Origin of the sequence: Streptomyces sp. NPDC007872 (genome assembly GCF_042868165.1) — a bacterium.
GTDB lineage: Bacteria > Actinomycetota > Actinomycetes > Streptomycetales > Streptomycetaceae > Streptomyces.
Genome location: NZ_JBIAEA010000003.1, coordinates 615,073 through 636,826 on the forward strand (window position 1 = coordinate 615,073; position 21,754 = coordinate 636,826).

Annotated in this window: 14 protein-coding genes; 10 read left to right on the forward strand and 4 right to left on the reverse strand. The window is 74.7% G+C overall.

The annotated features are described in order from the left end of the window. Positions 1 to 11 precede the first annotated feature (11 nt). On the reverse strand, positions 12 to 242 hold the full coding sequence (locus ACFYNX_RS13250; RefSeq protein WP_125668036.1) for an acyl carrier protein: 231 nt from the start codon (positions 240 to 242) through the stop codon (positions 12 to 14). Between the two features lie 111 nt (positions 243 to 353). Then, a complete protein-coding gene (locus ACFYNX_RS13255; RefSeq protein WP_388661019.1) occupies positions 354 to 1,211 on the reverse strand; it encodes a hypothetical protein in 858 nt (285 codons plus the stop codon). Positions 1,212 to 1,686: 475 nt separating this feature from the next. On the opposite strand from ACFYNX_RS13255, the gene ACFYNX_RS13260 reads away from it, so the two are divergent. The 7 genes from ACFYNX_RS13260 to ACFYNX_RS13290 all read left to right on the forward strand — a co-directional run bounded on the left by ACFYNX_RS13260 (position 1,687) and on the right by ACFYNX_RS13290 (position 13,286). Further along, positions 1,687 to 2,775 carry a phytanoyl-CoA dioxygenase family protein gene (locus tag ACFYNX_RS13260; protein WP_388661022.1) on the forward strand — a complete coding sequence of 363 codons (1,089 nt, stop codon included), beginning with the start codon at positions 1,687 to 1,689 and terminating at the stop codon, positions 2,773 to 2,775. Continuing rightward, positions 2,757 to 4,124 (forward strand): DUF6271 family protein, encoded by a 1,368-nt coding sequence (locus ACFYNX_RS13265; protein WP_388661025.1) that lies wholly within the window; start codon positions 2,757 to 2,759, stop codon positions 4,122 to 4,124. The genes ACFYNX_RS13260 and ACFYNX_RS13265 overlap by 19 nt, the downstream gene beginning before the upstream one ends. 46 nt (positions 4,125 to 4,170) lie before the next feature. Next, entirely contained in the window at positions 4,171 to 5,910 is a 1,740-nt protein-coding gene (locus tag ACFYNX_RS13270) for a condensation domain-containing protein (protein WP_388661028.1), read from the forward strand. Beyond that, a complete protein-coding gene (locus ACFYNX_RS13275) occupies positions 5,907 to 7,196 on the forward strand; it encodes an MFS transporter (protein ID WP_388661031.1) in 1,290 nt (429 codons plus the stop codon). The genes ACFYNX_RS13270 and ACFYNX_RS13275 overlap by 4 nt, the downstream gene beginning before the upstream one ends. A gap of 124 nt (positions 7,197 to 7,320) precedes the next feature. Further along, positions 7,321 to 8,298 (forward strand): hypothetical protein, encoded by a 978-nt coding sequence (locus tag ACFYNX_RS13280; RefSeq protein ID WP_388661034.1) that lies wholly within the window; start codon positions 7,321 to 7,323, stop codon positions 8,296 to 8,298. A gap of 134 nt (positions 8,299 to 8,432) precedes the next feature. Continuing rightward, positions 8,433 to 10,295: an HSP90 family protein gene (locus tag ACFYNX_RS13285; protein WP_388661037.1), complete on the forward strand. Its 1,863-nt coding sequence runs from the start codon at positions 8,433 to 8,435 to the stop codon at positions 10,293 to 10,295. Then, positions 10,296 to 13,286, forward strand: a complete 2,991-nt coding sequence (locus tag ACFYNX_RS13290; protein ID WP_388661040.1) for a hypothetical protein — start codon at positions 10,296 to 10,298, stop codon at positions 13,284 to 13,286. A gap of 166 nt (positions 13,287 to 13,452) precedes the next feature. Here ACFYNX_RS13290 and ACFYNX_RS13295 read toward each other — a convergent pair whose 3' ends face one another. Then, on the reverse strand, positions 13,453 to 14,739 hold the full coding sequence (locus ACFYNX_RS13295; protein WP_365543809.1) for a ricin-type beta-trefoil lectin domain protein: 1,287 nt from the start codon (positions 14,737 to 14,739) through the stop codon (positions 13,453 to 13,455). A gap of 213 nt (positions 14,740 to 14,952) precedes the next feature. Here ACFYNX_RS13295 and tpx point away from each other — a divergent pair, with 213 nt between their 5' ends. Continuing rightward, entirely contained in the window at positions 14,953 to 15,453 is a 501-nt protein-coding gene (tpx, locus tag ACFYNX_RS13300) for a thiol peroxidase (RefSeq protein ID WP_365543811.1), read from the forward strand. Positions 15,454 to 15,550: 97 nt separating this feature from the next. Here the strand turns inward: tpx and ACFYNX_RS13305 are convergent, their stop codons facing one another. Continuing rightward, positions 15,551 to 15,967 carry a Fur family transcriptional regulator gene (locus ACFYNX_RS13305; protein ID WP_365543814.1) on the reverse strand — a complete coding sequence of 139 codons (417 nt, stop codon included), beginning with the start codon at positions 15,965 to 15,967 and terminating at the stop codon, positions 15,551 to 15,553. A gap of 255 nt (positions 15,968 to 16,222) precedes the next feature. Between ACFYNX_RS13305 and katG the strand changes: the two genes are divergently transcribed. Both katG and ACFYNX_RS13315 read left to right on the forward strand, forming a co-directional pair. Next, on the forward strand, positions 16,223 to 18,475 hold the full coding sequence (katG, locus tag ACFYNX_RS13310; protein ID WP_388661044.1) for a catalase/peroxidase HPI: 2,253 nt from the start codon (positions 16,223 to 16,225) through the stop codon (positions 18,473 to 18,475). 300 nt (positions 18,476 to 18,775) lie between these two features. Then, positions 18,776 to 21,601 carry a hypothetical protein gene (locus ACFYNX_RS13315; protein WP_388661047.1) on the forward strand — a complete coding sequence of 942 codons (2,826 nt, stop codon included), beginning with the start codon at positions 18,776 to 18,778 and terminating at the stop codon, positions 21,599 to 21,601. Positions 21,602 to 21,754 lie beyond the last annotated feature (153 nt).

The following is a 21,754-nucleotide window of genomic DNA, read 5'->3' on the forward strand; positions in this document are numbered from 1 at the left end:
ATCCGGAAGGTTCACCCGGCGGTGCTCAGGAAACGCTCCCGGACGCGGCCGAGCGTGCGGAAGTCGTCGATGGTGACCTCCTGGAGGTCGATGGAGCGGCCGGAGAGCTCCTCCAGGAGGTCGACGAACTCCAGGAAGTCCATGGAGTCGATGAGACGCGCCTCGATGAGGTCCTCGTCGAGGTCGATCGGTCCGTCGAGACCGGGGTTCTTCTCGTGCAGCCACTCGGCGATGCGTTCCATGGGGTGGGGTCGCTCCTCACTGTGCTCTGTGCTTCGTGCTCTGTGCTTCGTGCTCTGTGCTGTGCGTTTCGTGCTGCGTGCGGGGTGTACGTACGGGACCGGGCCGTGAGTTCAGGCGCCGGCCTCGCGCAGGCGGTCGAGCGCCCGCGCGGGGGTGCCGTGGGCGAGGACCATCGCGTGGACCCAGCGCTCGACGCCGAAGGCGACACAGGCGCTGTACGCCGGCCCCTCGGAGCCCGCGCGGATGTCCAGGCGCTCGCCGAAGAAGTTGCGGTGCCGGTTCACGGAGGCGATCGCCGTGCCGTCGGGGGCGCTGAACTCGTGCTTGACCGGGTCGAGGGCCATGAGCCGGGCCCGGGAGCCGCCCTTGTCGTAGAAGGGGTCGTCGGCGACGGCCCGGGTGAGGTCGAGGCCGAGCCGCCCGGCCAGCTCCCGGACGAACGCGGCGCCGTGCTCCAGGTGCTCCAGGGCGCCTTCCTTGGTGCCGAGGTAGAGGACCTCCCGCATGTGGAAGCCCCACAGGCGCCGCAGGCCGTCGAAGTGGGTCTCGTTGCGGAAGCAGCGGCCGGCGGCGGAGAGCCGCAGGCCGTCCTCGCCGACGTCCCGGCCCTCCAGGGAGAGCAGCAGTCCGTAGCAGGTGGCGGACGGCAGCAGGTAGCCGGTCGGCCGGAGCGGGAGGTCGCCCGGGGCCTTCCCGGCCGCCAGGCCGTCGAGCGCGTCGGGCGCGAACCGGCCGGCGGAGACGCCGAGGTGGGGGAAGTTGCGGAAGAAGTCGAGGCGGGCGAGGCCCTCCACGGAGAGCAGGGGCGGCCCCACCACCTCGGGGGCGGAGAGCCGGGCGGCCAGGCCGGTGAGCAGCTCGTCCAGGCCGCGCAGCAGTGCGGTGTGGTCCGGGTCCAGGGTGATCAGACCCGGCCCCGGACTCCTCAGGCCGCCGTCGGGCAGGACCGTGGTGCCGGGTGTGCTCATGGGGAACCGCTCCCTCTGGGGTGGGCGAACAGTCAGGGGTGCCGACGGGACGGACGGGGCGGACGCGCCGCGGCCCGGTCTCCGGCCGTGAACGGCCTCGCGGGCGGCCGGTGTCGACCGGGCACGGCGAAGAAACGTCTGACGCCCCGTCAGGGGCCGGACCGCGCAAGGGGACAGTAAGCCAGTTCCCGAACTGTTGTCTAGACCAAAGTAACCGTCCTGACAACGTTTGCCCCGATCCCTCCGCGACTCAACTCGGTCTATTGAGATGGCACTTGCCACCCGCTAAGGTCTAAACCAATTCTGCCGCACGGCGTGGTGCCCGACCAGCGCCACGGCGCGTCCGGCCGTCCGTGCCGTCCGCCGCCGACCCCCTCGCCGGGGGTCGCCGCGTGCTGCCCGCCGGCCGGGGAGGAGCGCTTCCCGCCCCGGGCTCCCGGATCTCCTCCCCCGACTCCCGCACCTGGAGGGACCCATGACGACCCCCGCCCCGCACCGCCCCCCGCGCCGCCCCCCTCTGTACCGGGCGGCCTCGGACCTGCCGTACTTCAGCGCGGACGGCGAGTCCTACCTCGCGCAGACCACCCTGCGGGAGCTGAGGAAGTCACGGCCGCTGCGGGTGCTGTCCGAGGAGGACTTCGCCCACTGGCAGACCTACGGCTACGTCGTCGTCCGGGAGGCGATTCCGGCGGAGGCGGCCCGGCGGCTCCTGGACTTCGCCTGGGAGTTCCAGGGGCTCGACCCGGAGCGGCCGGAGAGCTGGTACGAGGACCGGCCCTTCCGCTCCCAACTGGACCGGCAACTGCACGTCTACGGCTTCGTGGAGGCGTACCACCACCAGCTCCTGTGGGACAGCCGCCAGGCGCAGCGGGTGTACGACGCCTTCGTGGACGTGTGGGACTGCGAGGAGCTGTGGGTCACCCAGGACCGGCTCAACCTCAACCCGCCCAACGTCAGGAACCGCGACCGCGCCCTGATAGAACCCACCGACCGGGGGTTCGACATCGAGCTGCACTGGGACATCGACACCACGCTCGGCGTGCCGCCGCAGCGGGTGCAGGGGATCATCGCGCTCAACGACACCCGCCCGGAGTCGGGCGGGTTCCAGTGCTGCCCCGAGCTGTTCCGGCGGTTCGAGGAGTGGAAGGTCGGGCAGCCCGCCGACCGGGACCCGCTCCGGCCCGCCGCGGACCGGGACGAGTACCCCGTCGTCCGCCCCGACCTGCGCCCCGGCGACCTGCTGATCTGGAACGGGCTCCTCGCCCACGGGGTGGCCCGCAACACCTCGGAGGACCAGGTGCGGGCCGTCCAGTACCTGTCGATGATGCCGGCCCTGGAGGAGCACGAGCAGCTGCGGAGGTCCCGCGTCGACTCCTGGCGGCACCTGCGCACCCCGCGCTGGAACCGCACCCTCGTCGGCGACCCCGTCCGGCACGAGTCCGAGCGCTACCCCACCGCCGTCCTGAACGAGCTGGGGAGCCGGCTGCTCGGGCTCACCTCGTGGAAGGACCGCGACGAGCGGGCGGCCAAGGACGGGGAGCCGTCGTGCGCCGCGTCTGCCTGACCCTGCCCACCAACCGGGCCTGCGCCGCGACCGTACGGGCGGTCGCGGAGGAGGCGGCCCACGGCGCCCGGCACTTCGACGTCGAGGTGCACCTGCTGATCCTGGACTCGTCCGGGGCGGCGGACCTCGCCGCTCACCGGGAGGCGGTGGCCGCGCTGCCGCCGGAGCCCGGCGTGGTCGTCCACCACTTCGACGAGGACGAGCAGCGGGACTTCCTGCGCGGGACGGTCGCCCGGTCCGGGGTCGCCTCGCCGGACCGGGTGCTCGACCTGATGCTGCCGTCCGGGGTCTCCTACGGGGCCTGCACCAATCGGGCCTTCCTGATCGCGGAGGCCCTGGGCTGCGCCTCGGTGCACCGCAGGGACTCCGACAGCCGCTACCAGTACCTGGACGGGGAGCCCGTCCTCCCGATCCACCACGAGCTGACGGCGATCGGACGGCGGGCCGCCGACGTGGCGGGGCTCGTGTCGCGCAGCCGGCTCGACCCGGCGCTCGCCGAGCGGACCGTGGCCATGGTCGGCGGCTCGTTCGTCGGCGAGATGTCCGTGGACGTGGCGGAGATCCGGGCCCTCGACCCCCTCGTACACGACGACCTCGTCGGCCTCTCCGTCCCGGCCGGGTATCCGGAGATCTGGCGGCGGAACCTTGTCGACGAGGCGTTCCGGGGCGCCGGGACCGCCGCGTTCACCGGCGACCTCACCACGCTCACCACCGTCGCCCCCACGCGCGTGGACATGTGCAACATCGCCTTCGCGCGCGAGGTCTACGGCCGGGTGCCGCTGCCGCCCGCCACCGACACCATCGGCAGCGACTACTTCCTCGTCCACCTGGTGCACGGCGCCCGGCTGCCCGGTGTCCTGCACAACCGGCACATCGTCAACTTCCACACCCCGGAGCGGCGTTCGGACGCGGGCTTCCTCGCCTACCAACTGCGGCTGACGAAGTTCCTGCTCGCCGCCCCGCACCTCCAGGCCGTGCACGCCAAGGCGGCGGCCGGCGACGGGCCGCTCGACGCCGACGGGCTCGTCCGCGCCTCCGTCGTCGCCGCGGCGATCCGGGACGGGGCGGGCCCCGACCCGGCGGAGGACGCCGAGCGGTTCGACGTGGTCGAGCGCTCCTACCGCAAGCTCGGCGGCCGGTACGCGGCCGCCGCCGACGTCCTCGCCGCCCGCCGCGAGCGCCTCCTCGACGAGGTGCGGCGGGACATGGCGGACTTCGCCCTCCTCGTCGACGCGTGGGGATCCCTGGCCCGCGCGAGCGAGGGACACCCGCCGTCCCCGGTGGACGAGGACCGCTCTCCGTCCGCCGCGCGCGAGACCCCTCCCCCGTCCCCGAAAGGCACCGCATGATCCGCCGTCCACGGCCCCTCCCCCGGCCCGGGGCGGTGGCCGCCCCGTGACCGCCCGCGAGCGGGACCTCCCGCGCCCGTCGAAGACGCACGCCGTCACCGTCGCCTACGCGGGCGGCGAGGAGCGCCGGGGCCCGGTCACCATGGGCCAGGCCAACATGATCCGGTGCATGCTGCGGGACGAGCCCGAGCACATCAACATCCACGACGTGTGGCCGGTGCCCGCGGGGACCAGGACGGACGCGGTGCTCGACGCCCTGCGCGCCCTGGTCGTACGGCACGAGGCGCTGCGCACCACGTTCCCGGACGGGGCGGGGACCGCCGGGGGCGCCGTGCCCCGCGAGCAGGTCGTGGCGGCCGAGGGCGAGTTCACGGTCACCGTCCTCGACCACGAGGCGTTCCCCCCGGACGCCGGGCGGTACGCCGACGCCGTGGCCCGCCGGTCCCGCGTCGAACGCTTCCGCCTGGACCGGGACTTCGGCCTGCGGATCTCCCTCGTCGTCCTGGACGGCGCGCCGGTCTTCGTCGCCCTGGCGGCGAGCCACGCCGTGACCGACGTCAGCGCCCTCGGCGTCCTGGAGGAGGACTGGCGGGCCCTCCTGAGCGGCGGGCCCCTGCCGCCGCAGACCGCCTTCACGCCGCTGGACCTCGCCGCCGAGGAGGCCGCCCCGGCGGGCCTCCGGAAGTCGGCGGCGTCCCTGCGGTACTGGGAGCGGATCATCCGCACCGGCCCCCAGGCCATGTTCGACGGGCCGGGCGCCGAGGGCACCGAGGTCGAGACGCCGGAGGTGACGCTCCGGTCCCTGCGGGGCGCGCGGGCGCTCGCCCGGGTGGCCGGGCGCACCGGCGGGCTGCCGTCCACGGTGCTGCTCACGGCCTGGTGCGCGCTGGTCGCCCACCGGACGGGACAGAGCGTCTGCGTCGCCGCCGTCCCGACCTCCAACCGCTTCCACGACCGGCTCGTGCGCGCGGTGAACACCGTGTCGCAGGACGCGCTGCTCGCCCTCGACGTGCGGGTCCCGTCCTTCGACGCGCTGCTCGCCAAGGCGTGGGGGGCGGCGCTCGACGCCTACCGGCACAGCCGGTTCGACGCGGTCGCCCTGTGGGAGATGATCGACCGGACCACCTTCGAGCGCGGCAGCCGGTTCGCCCGGGACGTGGTCTTCAACGACGTGAGCGCCCTGTCGGGGGCCGGCGGGACGGAGCCGGACGGGCCGGACCTCGAACTGGGCCGCGGCCCGGTCCAGGTCCTTCCGACCCGGCTGCTCGCCTTCGTGCACGAGACGGAGCCGCTGCTGCGGATCGGCCTGTGGGCCGACCCCGCGCTGTTCGCGCCGGGCGAGGCGGAGGGCTTCCTGACCGGTCTCGTACGGCTCCTGGAGGCCGCCGCCGAGGGGGACGTGCCGCTCGCCTCGCTGACCGGGGTGACGGGGGTCCGTCCGGTGGAGCGCGGCCCCGACTGGCTGCGGACGGACGGCTGCTGGGTCTCGCCGCCGGCCGTCGCGGACGCCCTGGGCGGCGCCCTCGGAGGCGTGCCCGTGCACGTCGCGGCGGACGGGGCCGGGGAGGGCCTCACCGCGTTCGTCGCCTCCGGCGGTGCGCCCCTGACCCCCGCGCGGGCCCACGCCGCGCTGATGCACGTCCTCCCGGGCCGTCCCGGGGTCCTCGCCCCCCGCCGGTACGTGATCGTCCAGGACCCGCCGGAGGAGGCGGACCGGACGGACGCGTGGCTCCGGCAGCACATCCTCACCGAAGGGAACGGCCGGACTCCGGCGGAACCGACATGACGACGAACGACGTGACGACGAACGACGCGCCCGTGGAGCGGGACCCCGACTCCCCGCCCAGCCCGTGGAGTTCGGGCCGCTTCCGGCTGTTCTTCACCGCCCGCAGCACCTCGCTGCTCGCCGACGGCATGCTGATGGTCTCGCTGACCACGGCCGTGCTCGGGGCGGGGTACGGGGCGAGCGGCGTGGGGTACGCGCTCGCCGCCTGGATGGCGCCGATCGTCCTCCTGGTGCTCTTCGGCGGCGTCCTCGCCGACCGGTTCACCCCGCAGGTGATGATGGTCGGCGCGGACCTGGTGCGCATGGTGGCCATGCTCGCCCTCGCGGGGCTCCTCGCCCTCGGGGACGTACGGCTGTGGCACGTCATGGCGCTGCTCGCGGTCAGCGGCGCGGCGACCGCGATGTTCCAGCCCGGTCTGGCGAGCCTGGTGCCGCGGGTCGCCGAGGACATCCAGCGGGCCAACGCGCTGCTGCGGATATCGGAGTCGATCTGCACCCTGCTCGGCCCCGGCCTCGCCGGTCTCCTCGTGGCGTACTGGGACGTGGCCGGCTCCTTCCTGGTGATCGCGGCCTTCTACGCGTGCAGCGCCCTGGGGCTCGCGCCGCTGCGGAGGCTCGGCACGGCCCCGGACGGGACCGACGAGCCGATCTGGCAGCGGCTCGCCACGGGCTGGCACGAGTTCCGGTCCCGTTCCTGGCTGTGGGGCGTCATCGCCGTGTGGGCCGTCTACGGCCTGTTCGTCTTCGGCCCGGCCCTGCCGCTGGGCGCCGCGCTCCTCACCGAGCAGCACGGTGCCGACGGGTACGGCTGGATCGCCTCCGCCGACGGTGCCGGGACGATCGTCGGCGGGCTGCTCGGGATGCGGGTGCGGCCCCGCCGGCCGCTGGTCGCGGGCGCGTGCGCCATGTTCTTCTTCTCGCTCAACCCCCTGGCGCCCGCCCTGGGCTGGTCGTTCGCGCTCACGGCCGCCACGGGCGTCCTGGCGGGCTGCGGGTTCGCCTTCTGGGGCGTCATGTGGGCGACCAGCGTGCAGTCGCACATCCCGCTGGCCGTCCTGAGCCGGGTCTCGGCCTACGACGTGGCCGGGTCCATCATGGTCATCCCGGTGGGCCGGGCCCTGGCCGGTCCGGCGGCCGAGTCCGTGGGCGCCGACCGCGTGCTGCTCTTCTCGTCCGTCATGGGCGTCGTGTGCCTCGCGGTCATGCTGGCCGTGCCCGCCGTCCGGGCGCTGCGCCGGGCGCCGGAGAAGTCCTCCGGGGCGGACCGCGTGGTCGCGGACGGCTGAGCGGCACGGCCCCCGGCCCCCCCGGGAAACGGGTGTGCGATTGTCGTACGCGCGTGATAGTCACTACCTCCACGGGGCGGGTGATCACTGACCGCCCCGTTCGTACGGAACAAGGGGTGGGGACATGGCGTTGCTCCGTGGCTGGGGGCTCACGCTGGGGAAGAGGGCGGGCCGGTCCGCCGCACGGCTGGAGAAGGACTCGGACGATCCCGAGGTGCTCCGTCTGAAGGGGGCCGCCGCCGCGGCGGACTGGGCCACCGTCCGGGAGGTGCTCGAAGCGCGTCCCGAGAGCGAGGGCCGGACGGACCTGTTGTGGACCGTCTGCGACACCGCCGGGGTCGAGAAGTGGATCACCGGTGTGGCCGAGGGCGAGCCGGGGGCGGCGCTGCCCCGCCTCGTGGCGGGCCTGCGCCACGTCAGTTGGGGCTGGGAGGCCCGGACCTCGGCCGGCGCGAAGAACGTCTCGCGGGAGCAGTTCGAGGTCTTCCACGAGCGGCTGCGCACGGCCGAGCGGTGGTTGTACGAGGCGGCCGAGCTCGAACCGGGGTGGGCCTCGCCCTGGTACTGCCTCCAGATCAGCGGGCGCGGCCTGGAGGTCGGGCCGGAGATCGCGCGGCGCCGCTTCGAGGCGACGGTGCGGCGCGCCCCGCACCACCTGGAGGCGCACCAGCAGCAGTTGCAGCAGGTCTGCCGCAAGTGGGGCGGTTCGCACGAGGAGATGCACGACTTCGCGCGCACGTCGATGCTGGCCGCCCCGGGCGGCACGCTCCTCGGCCAGCTCGTCGCGGTCGCGCACCTGGAGGAGTGGCTCTCCCTCGACTCCGGTCCCGACGCCGCCTACATCCGCCGGCCCGAGGTGGCCGCGTCCCTGAACGAGGCGGCGGACCGTTCGTACCGGCACCCGGACTTCGTCCGCCGGGGCGGCTGGCTCCAGGTGCTCAACAGCTTCGCCATGGCCTTCTCGCTCGCCGGGGACCGCGAGGCCGCCCGGGAGTGCTTCCGGGCCACCGAGGGGCGGGTCACCGAGTTCCCCTGGTCCTACCTGAACGGCTCCGACCCCCTCGCGGCCTACCGCGAGCGGCGCGCGGCGGCCGGCCGCTGAACCCGCGGGCGGCCGGGCTCCGTACCGGCGCCGCCCCCACCGGACCGGCGGCCGGTTCCACCGCCCCGCCCCTCCGCACCTCCCTCTTCCTCCCGCCCGTCGTCGCGGGCGCGTTCACCGAAAGACTTCACCGGGTGTCTCCTTCCGAGTCAGCGCACACCTTCCAGGTCGACCTGCGCGGTCTGGTCGACCTGCTCTCCCACCACCTCTACTCCAGCCCCCGCGTCTACCTGCGCGAGCTGCTCCAGAACGCCGTGGACGCCATCACGGCCCGGCAGGCGCTCGACCCCGACGCGCCCGGCGCCATCACGGTCCGCACCGGTGACGTCCTCACCGTCACGGACACCGGCGTCGGTCTGACCGAGGCCGACGTCCACCGCTTCCTCGCCACCATCGGGCGCAGCTCCAAGCGGACCGCCGACGGCGCCCTGGACGGCGCCGGGCTCGACGCCGCCCGCGGGGAGTTCATCGGCCAGTTCGGCATCGGCCTGCTCGCCTGCTTCGTCGTGGCCGACGAGATCACGGTGGTCAGCCGGTCCGCGTCGGACCCGTCGGCGCCCGCCGTCGAGTGGCGCGGCCACTCCGACGGCCGCTACACCCTCCGTGCCCTGCCCGCCTCCGAGGCGCCCGGGCCGGGCACCACCGTCCGGCTCGTGCCGCGCGCCGACAACGTCGAGTGGACGAGCCCGCGGGAGGTCGTGCGGCTCGCCCGGCACTACGGCGGGCTGCTGCGGCACGAGGTCACCGTCGTCGACTCCCGGGGCGAGACGCACCGGATCAACGAGGCGCCGCCGTGGGAGCGGAGCCACCGCTCCCCGCTGGCCCGCCGCGAGGCCCTCACCGCGTACTGCCGGGACCTGTTCGACTTCACCCCGCTCGACAGCATCGAGCTCGACCTGCCGGCGGCCGGTCTGCGCGGGGTCGCGTACGTGCTGCCGACGGCCGTCAGCCCGGCGCAGCGCGCGGGGCACCGGGTCCACCTCAAGGGCATGCTGCTCACCGACAAGGCCCCCGAACTCCTCCCGGAGTGGGCCTTCTTCGTGCGCTGCGTGGTCGACACGACCAGCCTGCGGCCCACCGCCTCCCGCGAGTCGCTGTACGAGGACGGCACGCTGTCCGCCGTACGGGACGCCCTCGGCGACCGGATCCGCGACTGGCTCACCGGGCTCGCCGCCAGCGACCCGGCGCTCCTGCACCGCTTCGTCGACACCCACCACCTGGCGGTCAAGGCGCTCGCCCGCTACGACGACGAGCTGCTGCGGGTCGTGCTGCCGTGGCTGCCGTTCGAGACCACCGACGGCAACGTGACCCTGGAGGAGTTCGTACGGACGCACCCGACGGTCCTGGTCACCCGGAGCGTCGAGGAGTTCCGCCAGGTCGCCCCCATCGCGGCGGCCGCCGGTCTCGGCGTCGTCAACGGCGGCTACACCTACGACCGCGACCTGGTGCACCGGCTGCCCGAGATCCGGCCGGGCACGTCCGTCACGGACCTAGATCCGGCCACGGTCACCGCGCACCTGGACGCCCTGGACCCGACCGCCGAGCTGCGGGCGGCGGCCTTCCTCGCGGTCGCCCGGGAGACGATCGGCGTCCACGACTGCGACGTCGTCCTGCGCGACTTCCAGCCGGTCACCGCGCCCGCCCTGCTGCTCGACAACCGGGAGGCGCGCCACGAGCGGACCCGGGCCGGCCTGGCCGCCGACAGCGACGGCCTGTGGGCCGACATCCTCGGCTCGCTGCGCCACGAGACCCCGCGCGCGCAGCTCGTCCTGAACCACCTCAACCCGCTGGTCCGCCAGGCGATCACGATCAGCGAGCGCGGGCTCGCCGTGACGACCGCCGAGGCCCTCTACGGCCAGGCGCTGCTGCTCAGCCGCCGTCCGCTGCGGGCGAGCGAGAGCGCCCTGCTGAACCGGGCCTTCATCGGCCTGCTGACCCACGCCATGCACCGTCCGGACGCGGCGGCACCCGGCTCCGAGCCCCGGAAGGAACTGTAGATGCTGGACACGCCCGAGGCCGTCGTCGAGGCGCTGCGCGAAAACCACGACCGCCCCCACGGCACGCAGCGGACCGTCACCGCGGAGGAGCTCGTCGAGGCCGCCGAGGTCTTCGACGAGCCCGACACCCTCGTCACGGCCCTCCTGGAGCTGATGACGGCGTACGAGTTCACCGGTGAACAGCGCAAGTCCCCGGTGGTCTTCGCCCGGCTGCTCAAGCTGTGGGACACCGCTCCGAAGTCCTTCAGCGCGTGGGAGGCCCACCAGGTCTTCTGGCGCTTCAAGTGGGTGACGACGTCCCTGCTCCAGGTGCCGGAGATGCCCCTCGCCACCGTGCGGGGCTGGATCGACACGATGCGGCAGCGGTACGAGGAGGCCGGGCACGGCATGCAGCCGGTGGCGGCGATGCGCCACCACGTGGCCGCCCACACCGGCACGGGCGTCGACGACGCCTACGACCTGTGGGTCACCCGGCCCCGTACCGAACTGAGCGACTGCGAGGCCTGCGAGACCCGGCACCGCGCCTGGCACCGGGTGGCGGCGGGCGACGACGCCGGGGCCCTCGACACCTGGGGGCCCGTCCTGGCGGGCGAGCAGGGCTGCTCCGAGGAGCCGCAGATGAGCCAGGCGCGCGCCCTGCTGCCGCTGCTGCGCCTGGGCCGCGCGGACGAGGCCCGCTCCCACCACCTCACCGGCTACCGGCGGGTCCGGGGCAGCACCGGCATGCAGCACGAGGTCGGTCTGCACCTGGAGTTCTGCGCCCTCTCGCGCAACGAGGGCCGGGGCCTGGAGGTCCTCGCGGAGAACCGCCCGCTGTTCGGGGCGACCGGCGCGCCGCTCGACCGGCTCGGCTTCCTGACCGGCGTGGAGGTGCTGCTCGCCCGGCTCGTGGAGGACGGGCACGGGGAGACGCCCGTCGCCGGGCCGCCCGGACGGAACTGGACCGCGGACGGGCTCCTCGCCCACGTCCGCGCCGAGGCGGACCGGCTCGCCGCCGCCTTCGACGCGCGCAACGACACCACGACCGTCGGGGACCGGCGCCGGGAGCGTCTCGCCCGGCGTCCGCTGCTGGACGAGCCGCTGCCGCTCGGGCTGCGGACGGCCGCCGCGCCCCTTACCGCCGCGGGCGCGGGCGCGGCCCCGGCGGCCCCCGCCGTCGCGGGTCCCGGGACGCCCGGGATCCCCGAGGACTTCGTCGCCCTGGTGGCCGAGGCGCGGCGTCTGAACCACCTCGGCCACCCCGGGGACACCCGGCTGTGGGCGCGGATCGCCGAGCGGCTCGCGGACGGCTCGGCCGCGCACGACGACCGGGTCGGCCCGGAGGAGCTGCTGCGGGCCGAGCTCGCCGAGGAGCGGGCGTACCGGCTCAGGCAGAAGGACGAGGACGCGGAGAGCGGCGCCGAGCTGGAAACGGCCGCCGGGCTCTACGAGGAGCTCGGAATGGAGTGGCGGGCCCTCGCCGCCCGGGCCCGCGCGCTCGCGTGGACGACCGGTGAGGACGACGCCGACGCCGAGCGCGACGGGGCGGTCCGGGTCCGTCTCGGCCGGTTGGTGCGCGAGGCGGAACGCCTGGAGGGCGAGGCCCCGCTGACGGGCGAGAAGCCCGGGGACGCCGAGGCCGCGGCCGGTGTCGACGTCGCGGCGGACCGCGTGCTCGCCCACCTCACCGTGCTGTACGCCGACGCCTACACCGCCTACCAGGAGGCGATGCGGCGGGCTCCGGAGGAGTCCGGCACCGCCCCGGAGCGGTTCCGGGAGGCCGTGGGGAGGCTGCGCGCCGAGGCGGAGCGCCTGGGCGTGCCCCACCAGGTGGCCAACGCGCGCCAGTTCGTCGCGGACGAGGCCGGGCGCCGGGGCGACGTCGCCCTCGCCGAGTCGGAGCTGCGCGCCGCCCTCGTGGACGTCGAGGCCTCGGACCGGCCCTGGCGGGGCTCGCGTCCGCGCGCCCTGCTCGCCCAGATCATGCTGTCCCGGCAGGAGCCGGCGGAGGCGGCGGAGCTGCTGCACCGGGCGCTCGCGGACGCGGTGCGGTACGACGACGCGGACTTCCCCGTGGCGCCGACGTACTCCCTGCTGGGGCACGCGTCCTCGCACCTCGGGGACCACGCCGGGGCGGTGCGTCACCTCTCGGAGGCGGCCGCGCTGTTCGACCGGGGCGGGGAGCACGGGGACGCCGCCGGCGTACGGCTCCAACTGGCCGACGTGCTCGCGGAGTCGGGACGGCAGGCGGACGCCGTGGCGGTCCTGGAGTCGCTGCTCTCCGAGGAGTCGGCCGCCGCGCTGGACGAGCGGATGGTGGCCCAGATCCGGCTGTCCCTGGCGCGCGGACTGCGGGAGCTGGAGGAGTACCTGCCGTCGGCGGAGGAGTTCCTGCGGCTCGCGGGCACGGTCGCCGGGTGGGAGGACGACGCCCCGATCCGCACCCTGGTGACGGCCGACACGGCGATCGCGCTGGCCCTCGCCGACCGGTGGGAGGCGGCGGAGGCCGCGTACGAGCGCGCCTTCACCGCGCACGCCGAGGCGCCGAACCCACCCCTGATCGTGCGGATGACGCGCGAGTTCGCCCGTCTGACGGCGGCGGCCCGGGAGGCCGAGGGGGTGGAGGACGCGCTCGCGCACCTGGCGCGGGCCGACGCCGTCCTGGACGCCGTGCCGGCGGACGCCGAGGGCTTCGCCGTCTGGTACGAGCGCGGTGAGGTGCACTACCGCAGGGCCCGGGTCCTGACGGAGGCGGAGCGCTTCGAGGAGGCCCTGGCCGAGGCGGAGGCGGCGATCGCCGTCCACGAGGGGGGCGGGGAGCACGGTGAGCTGCCGAGGGCCGAGGCGGTGCGGTTCGCCGCCCTGGTCGAGGGGAACGGCCTCGGCCGGACCGGTGACGCGATCGCGCGGCTGACGACGGCGGCGGCGCGCTGCCGGAGGGCGGGCCACCCCGAGGCCGCGCAGGTCCTCGACGCGCTGCGGCAGGACTACCTGGCGAGGCCCCGGGACTGAGCGCCCGGGGCCGTGGGCCGGGTGGTCGCCGACGACCACCCGGCCCACGGGGCCCTCTTCGGCGCTGCCGGGCCCGCCGGATGCACCTCCTGGACTGCCGGACGCCCCCGGGTCACCGGGTGCGCCTGGGCCACCGGACGCATCCGGTCCACCGGACGCGCCTGGGCTAGCGGGTCACCGTCCACTTCTGGTTGGCGGTGCCCGAGCAGGTCCAGATCTGGAGCCGGGTGCCGTTGGCCGAACTGTTGCCGGTGGCGTCCATGCACTTGCCGGCGCGCGGGTTCACCACGTCCCGGGCTGCGTTGGCGACCCAGCGCTGGGCCTCCGTGCCGTTGCAGTCCCACAGTTGGAGGGGCGTTCCGTCGGCGGTGCCGGCGGAGGTGACGTCGAGGCACTTGCCGAGCGCGCGGAGGGTGCCGTCCGTGCCGACGGTCCACCGCTGGGCGGCGGTCCCGTTGCAGTCGTAGAGCTGGACGGGGGTGCCGTTGGCGGTGTTGGCGGCGGCCACGTCGACGCACTTGCCGCCGATGCCGGTGATCGGTCCGCCGCCGGCGGGGGCGTCGGAGGTGGTGACGCGGACGTGGTCGACGACGAGCCGGCCCGGCAAGGGGGTGGAGCCGTCCGGGTCGCCGGGCCAGTAGCCGCCGACCGCGAGGTTGAGGATCAGGAAGAAGGGCTTGTCGAAGACCCAGGTCCGGCCGCCGAGGTCGGCGGGTGTACGGGTCTGGTAGACGTTCCCGTCCACGGACCAGGTGATCCGGCCGGGCGACCAGTCGACGGCGAAGGTGTGGAAGGCGTCGGCGAAGGCCTGTCCGCCGGGCAGGGTGTATCCGGCGCCGATGCCGCCGGAGCCCGAGTAGCCGGGGCCGTGCAGGGTGCCGTGGACGGTGGAGGGCTCGAAGCCGACGTTCTCCATGATGTCGATCTCGCCCGAGTTGGGCCAGCCGACCTGGCCGAGGTCGTTGCCGAGCATCCAGAACGCGGGCCACATGCCCTGGCCGCGCGGCACCTGCATGCGGGCCTCGACGTGCCCGTACTGGGCGGTGAACTTCCCGGCGGTGTTGAGCCGCGCCGAGGTGTACTCGCACCGCCCGTACCAGCACTGGTAGTTGCCCGGGTTCTCCTTGCGGGCGGTGATGACCAGATGGCCCTGGCCGTCGAGCGCGGCGTTGCGGTTGCCGGCCGTGTAGTACTGCCGCTCGTGGTTGCTGACGTTGTCGCCGGTCTCGATCTGCCACTTGCCGCCGTCCGCGGCGGTGCCCGCGGGGCCGTCGAAGTCGTCGGAGAAGGTGACGGCGGCCGCGCCGGCGGCGGGGACGGCTTCCCCGGCGAGGGCGGTTCCCCCGGCGGGGCCGGCCGAGGCCGCCGGGCCGAGCGCCGTGACGGCGAGGGCCAGGGCGAGGGCGGACAGGGCGGAGGACAGCGTGCGCCGTCGCGTGCGGGAGGAGGTCATGGCTCTCTCTTCCGTCGGGTGTGGGGGGACGGCACGGTGGGGGCACGCCGTGGATGCATGTCAGGTACATGACATGCTCACGGGTGGGCCACTTCGCCGCCCACCTGATTTAAGAAGTGAAGGAAGGGGGCGTCAAGGGGTGTGACCGTGCGGGCGGTCCGGACTCCGTACGATTCCCCTCGTCGTCACCCTTGAGATCCGAAGGAGATCCCCATGGCCCAGGTCACGCTGAAGGGCAGCCCGGTACAGGTCAACGGCGTTCTGCCGACCCCCGGCAGCCAGGCTCCCGACTTCACGCTCGTCGCCGAGGGCCTCGCCGACAAGTCCCTCAAGGACTTCGCCGGCGTGCGCAAGGTCCTCAACATCTTCCCGAGCGTCGACACCCCGACGTGCGCCTCCTCCGTTCGCGCCTTCAACGAGAAGGCCGGCGAGCTGGAGAACACCGTGGTGCTCTGCATCTCCGCCGACCTGCCCTTCGCGCAGGCCCGCTTCTGCGGCGCCGAGGGCCTGGAGAACGTCAAGAACCTCTCGACGCTCCGGGGCCGCGAGTTCCACACGAACTACGGCGTGGAGATCGCGGACGGGCCGCTGGCCGGCCTGACCGCCCGCGCGGTCGTCGTCCTCGACGAGAACGACAAGGTCCTGCACGCGCAGCTCGTGGACGAGATCGCGGACGAGCCCGGCTACGACGAGGCGCTCGCCGCCCTGAAGTAGTCGCCGTCCCGAAGTGGCCGCCGCCCTGAAGCAGTCGCCACGGCTTCGGAGGGGGCCGCCACCGATCACCGGTGGCGGCCCCCTCCGGCGTACGCGCTCATTCCCCCGAGCAGTCCGGGCAGAGCCCCCGGTACGTCACGTCGGCCTTCTCCACGGCGAAGCCGAAACGTTCCTCCGACGGGAGGACCGCCAGCGGGTCCCCCGTCGGGTGGACGTCCCGGATGAGTCCGCAGCCCGAGCAGACCAGGTGCTGGTGCGCCCGGCGCGCGTTCGGGTCGTAGCGCTTGGCCCGCCCGTCCGTGGAGAGCTCCACGACCTCCCCCAGGGCGACGAGCTCGCCGAGGGTGTTGTAGACCGTCGCCCGCGCGATCTCCGGCAGCCGCTCGACCGCGCGCGCGTGCACCTCGTCCGCCGTGAGGTGCACGTGGTCGCCGGCCAGGACCTCGGCGACCACGCGCCGCTGGGACGTCATCCGCCAGCCACGCGATCGCAGCCGTTCCAGCAGGTCGCTCATGTCGGTTCACCTCTTCGGCTTCGGCGCGGGGCCCGTGGTGAACCGGTGTGCGGCCGGTGCTCCCCGGACAGGGTTTGGCGTTGTTCTTGACTTGGACAAGGTCCATTGTAGGATCAGTTCCGTTGATGGCCAAGGGACAGGAAGACTTCAGCGCGGCGGGAGTCCGGGACGTGACGGCTCTCCGGGTCCTGCCCGGCCGCTCTGCCGATCGCACCTCCCCAGCACTGTTCGTCCGCCAGGTCCGGAAGGATTCCGATGTCTGAGAACCGCGTGCCCGAGAACGAAGCGCCCGAGAACCACGACGCGATCGTCGTGGACGCGAAGCTGGACGAAGCCGGGGGCGGTTGCCCGGTCGCGCACGGCCGCGCCGCCCACCCGACCCAGGGCGGCGGCAACAACCAGTGGTGGCCGAACCGGCTGAACCTGAAGATCCTGGCCAAGAACCCTGCCGTGGCCAACCCGCTCGGCGAGGACTTCGACTACGCCGCGGCGTTCGAGAGCCTCGACCTGGCGGCCGTGAAGCGCGACATAGCCGAGGTCCTCACGACCTCCCAGGACTGGTGGCCGGCCGACTTCGGCCACTACGGCCCCCTCATGGTCCGGATGGCGTGGCACAGCGCGGGCACGTACCGCATCAGCGACGGCCGCGGCGGCGCCGGCGCCGGCCAGCAGCGCTTCGCGCCGCTCAACAGTTGGCCGGACAACGTCAACCTGGACAAGGCCCGCCGTCTGCTGTGGCCGGTCAAGAAGAAGTACGGCCAGAACCTCTCCTGGGCCGACCTCCTGGTCCTCACCGGCAACGTGGCCCTGGAGACGATGGGCTTCGAGACCTTCGGCTTCGCCGGCGGCCGCGCGGACGTGTGGGAGCCCGACGAGGACGTCTACTGGGGCCCCGAGACCGCCTGGCTCGACGACAAGCGCTACACGGGCGACCGCGAGCTGGAGGAGCCCCTCGGCGCGGTCCAGATGGGCCTCATCTACGTCAACCCCGAGGGCCCGAACGGCAACCCGGACCCGGTCGCGGCGGCCCGCGACATCCGGGAGACCTTCCGCCGGATGGCGATGAACGACGAGGAGACCGTCGCGCTCATCGCGGGCGGCCACACCTTCGGCAAGACCCACGGCGCCGGCCCGTCCGAGAGCGTCGGCGACGACCCCGAGGCCGCGCCGATCGAGGCCCAGGGCCTCGGCTGGGCGAACTCCCACGGCACCGGCAAGGGCGGCGACACGATCACCAGTGGTCTGGAGGTCACCTGGACCACCACCCCCGCGCGGTGGGGCCACGACTTCTTCGAGCACCTCTTCGCGTACGACTACGAGCTCACCAAGAGCCCGGCCGGTGCGCACCAGTGGGTGGCGAAGAACGCCGAGGCGATCATCCCCGACGCCCACGACCCGTCGAAGAAGCACCTCCCGACGATGCTCACCACCGACCTGTCGCTGCGCTTCGACCCGGCGTACGAGCAGATCTCTCGGCGCTTCCACGAGAACCCGGACCAGTTCGCGGACGCCTTCGCCCGCGCCTGGTACAAGCTGACCCACCGTGACCTGGGCCCGGTCTCCCGCTACCTCGGCCCGGAGGTCCCCTCCGAGGTGCTGCTGTGGCAGGACCCGCTGCCGGAGCGCGAGGGCGAGCTCCTGGACGCCGCGGACGTCGCCTCCCTCAAGGAGCGGATCCTCGGCTCCGACCTGACCGTCGCGCAGTTGGTCTCCGCGGCCTGGGCCTCGGCCTCCTCCTTCCGCGGCAGCGACAAGCGCGGCGGCGCCAACGGCGGCCGCATCCGCCTGGAGCCGCAGCGCACCTGGGAGGTCAACGACCCGGAGGAGCTGGCGCAGGTCCTCCGCGTCCTCGAAGGCGTCAAGGCCTCCTTCGACGCCGAGGGCGGCAAGCAGGTCTCGATCGCCGACCTGGTCGTGCTCGCGGGCTCCGCGGCCGTCGAGAAGGCCGCCAGGGACGCGGGCTTCGACGTCGAGGTGCCGTTCACGCCGGGCCGGGTGGACGCGAGCCAGGAGCAGACGGACGTCGAATCCTTCGCCGCCCTGGAGCCGAGGGCGGACGGCTTCCGCAACTACCTCGGAAAGGGCAGCCGGCTTCCGGCCGAGTTCCTCCTCGTCGACCGGGCCAACCTGCTGAACCTGAGCGCCCCCGAACTGACCGTCCTGGTCGGCGGTCTGCGCGTCCTGGGCGCCAACCACCAGGGCTCGAAGCACGGCGTCCTGACCACGGCCCCGGGCACCCTGACGAACGACTTCTTCGTCAACCTGCTCGACCTGAACACGGTCTGGCGGCCGGTGGCCGGGGACGCGGACCTCTTCGAGGCCCACGACGCCGCGACGGGCACGGTCACGTGGACGGGCACCCGCGCCGACCTCGTCTTCGGCTCCAACAGCGAACTGCGCGCGCTGGCCGAGGTCTACGCGAGCGACGACGCGAAGGAGAAGTTCGTGAAGGACTTCGTCTCCGCGTGGGACAAGGTGATGAACCTGGACCGGTTCGACCTCGTCTGACCCTCCCTCACCCCGCGGCCGGACGGCGCCCCCCGTCGTCCGGCCCGGCATCCCGGCCCGGGTGGCTCCCCCGCCACCCGGGCCGGTCCCGTTCCCGCTCCTCCGCCGCTTTCCGCTCGCCCGCCACCCGGGCCGGTCCCGTTCCCGACTCCGCCCTCCTGGCGCGCACACGGCGCCGTACGGGGAGGCAACCCCGGCACCTCCGCCGCCGTCCTCCGGGGCGAGAGGGGGGCACCGGGGAGCCGAGCGGCCGAGGCCACCGGCGGTGCTCCCACGGGAACGAACGTGAGGAAGACCGTCTTGATACGTGGCATACGCGGCGTGACCACCGCCGCGGCCTTACTCGCGCTGGCGGCGGCGACGCCCGGCGCGGCACACGCCGGGCAACCGTCGCCCGGAGCACCGGCGACGACGGCGGCCCAGGGGTCCTTGCACGGGAACCCCGAACTCCCCCCGGGCTGGAGGGTCGCCGGGACCGGAGCGCAGCGACAGCTCGTGTGGACGTCGTCCGCCCCCGTCCCCGTGGGCGACGCCCGGGTCGAGTTCCACGCCGGCGACCGGCTGCTCGGCCGTCCGGCGGCCGACCCCGACGGGCACACCTTCCGGCTCCCCCTCGGGGACGCCCGGCTCGACGGGGACGACCGACTGCGGGCGACGGCCGGCGGCAAGCGGCTGGACGCCGCCGCGCCCTCCGCCCGTCCTCGACCCCTCGCACCGCCCACCGGGCCGCAGGCCCCGCCCCGGTCCGCCGCGCCGCAGGCCCCGCTCCCGGCGAACCCGGTCGACCCGGGAACGCCCGGCCCCTACCGCACCGTCGGCGGCGAGTACGTCCTGCCGTCCGTGACGCTGCCCGACTTCCCCGTGCCCGTCGAGATGCGCGCCGTCGTGGTGGGCCCGGCCGGCGCGCCGGGCAAGCGGCCGGTGGCCCTCTTCCTGCACGGCCGGCACGCCACCTGCTACACGCCCGGGACCGAGGAGGCGACGGGCGCGTGGCCCTGCCCGGCTGGCACCCGGGAGATACCGAGCCACCGGGGGTACCTGAACGCCCAGAAGCTCCTGGCCTCCCAGGGCTACGTGACGCTCTCCCTCTCCGCCAACGGCGTCAACGGGCAGGACCACAGCGTCGACGACGCGGGCGCGCAGGCGCGCTCCTCCCTGGTCCGGCTGCACCTGGCCCGCTGGGCCGACTGGGCCGCGAACCGGTCGGCCGCCCCGGCCGCCGTGCGCGGGACCGCGCCCGCGGACCTCTCGCGCGTGCTGCTCGTCGGCCACTCCCGCGGGGGCGAGGGCGTCAACCGGGCGGCCCTCGACAGCCTCTCTCCGCCGCCCGCCGACCGGGACGGCCACCACGGGCCCGTACGGTGGAAGATCCGCGGCAACGTCCTGATCGGGCCCACGATCTTCGGCCAGAACCCGGCCCCCGACGTGCCCTCCACGACGATCCTTCCGGGCTGCGACGGGGACGTGAGCGACCTCCAGGGCCAGATCTACCTCGACGGCACCCGTGGCGTCGGCCGGGGCACGGCCCTGCACAGCTCGGTCTACATGGTCGGGGCCAACCACAACTTCTTCAACAGCGAGTGGACCCCAGGACAGGCCCAGGCCCCGGCGTCCGACGACTTCTGGCCCGGCGAGACGCCCGACCCGGTCTGTTCCCCCGGCGCGGCGACCCGGCTGACCGCCGGGCAGCAGCAGCGGGCGGGCGCCGCCTACATCGCGGCGTCGGCCCGGCTGTTCGTCGGAGGGGACGACCGGGTCCGGCCGCTGCTCGACGGCACCGGCCGCCGCGCGCCCTCGGCGGGCCCGGCGCGGGTCCTCACCCATGCCGTCGGCGGGCACCGCACCCCGGCCTTCCTGCCGGACTCCTCGACGGCGGTCACCGGCTCGGGCCGGCTGTGCGCCCAGGTCGACCCCGACGCCGCACGCGCCTGCCTGAACCCCGAGGAGGGCGGCGCCTCCCCGCACTTCGCGGTCTGGGACGCCTCCCCCGAGCCGGGCCGCGACGCCGTCGCGCTGCGGTGGAACGCCTCCGGGAAGCCGGCCGCGGTGCGACCGTCCCGGCCGGTCTCCCTGGCCGGCTCGACGTCCCTGGCCCTGCGCCTGGCCGTCCCGCCCAACAGCGCGGGCACCCGGTTCGACGTCGCCGCGACCGACGCGTCGGGCCGCCGGGCGCACCTGGGCCGCGCCCGCGTCGACGGTCTGCCCGGCAGCGACCGGACCGCGTCCGTGTGGGCGCGCGAGGTCCGCGTCCCGCTGTCCGCCGCGCGCCGGGCGGGCCTGGACCTGAAGCGGATCGCGGCGCTCGAACTGTCCCCGGGCGGCGGCGCGGGCCGCGCGTGGCTCGTGGACGCGTGGGGCTGGCGCCCCGGCACCCCCGCGGTGCGGCCGGCCGCGCTGCCGCGCGTCGACATCGGCCGTCTGACGGTCGACGAGGGCGACTCCGGGGTGCGGACCTACCGCGTCCCGGTGCGGGTCTCCGGGCGGGGCAGCGGGCAGGTCCGGCTGTTCACGCCGGGACCCGACGGCGAAGGGGTCTCCTCGCGCCTGGTGACGGTGCGTCCGGGACGCCACGACATCGACGTACCGGTCGAGGTCCGGGGCAACACCCGCTTCGGCTACGACACGGCGCACGACGCGTTCGTGAAGGCGGTGCGCGGGGCCGTGGTCGGCGCCCACCGGGGCGGGGTGACCGCGCGGAACGACGATCCCCTGCCCGCGGTGACCGTGACGCCGGTCGCCGCCGACGTGACCGAGGGCGGGGCCCTGACCTGGCGGGTGACGCTGTCCGCCGCCGCGGACGCCGAGATCATGGGCACGGTCGGCCTGCTGCCGGTGAGCGGCGGCGCCGAGCTGTCCACGGCCGACGTCGACCCGGAGTGGCTGGAGCGGCAGATCGGCGAGGTCCCGGACCCGGCCGTGCCGCTGTCCGGGGCGGTCCCGGGCGGGCTGTCCCTGTGGTTCTCCGTCCCCGCCGGGGAGACGGACGTCGAGGTGAGCGTGCCCACCGTCGCGGACGGCGTGGCGGAACCGGTGGAGTCACTGCGGGCCGTCCTGTCGGTCTTCGACGGCTCCTGGGAGCCGGTCCCGGGCCCGGAGTTCACCGGAAGGGTGCGGGACGCGGCGTAACCCCCCGCCGTACGGGGGAACAGGGCGGCCGGTGTGCTCCGGAGCACACCGGCCGCCCTTCCCGGGCGTCCCCACCCCGGCCCGCCCCCCGGCAGAGCCACCCCCCCCTAACCCCGCCCGGACCCCCGCGGGGTCCGGCCCCGCGGGGGGGGC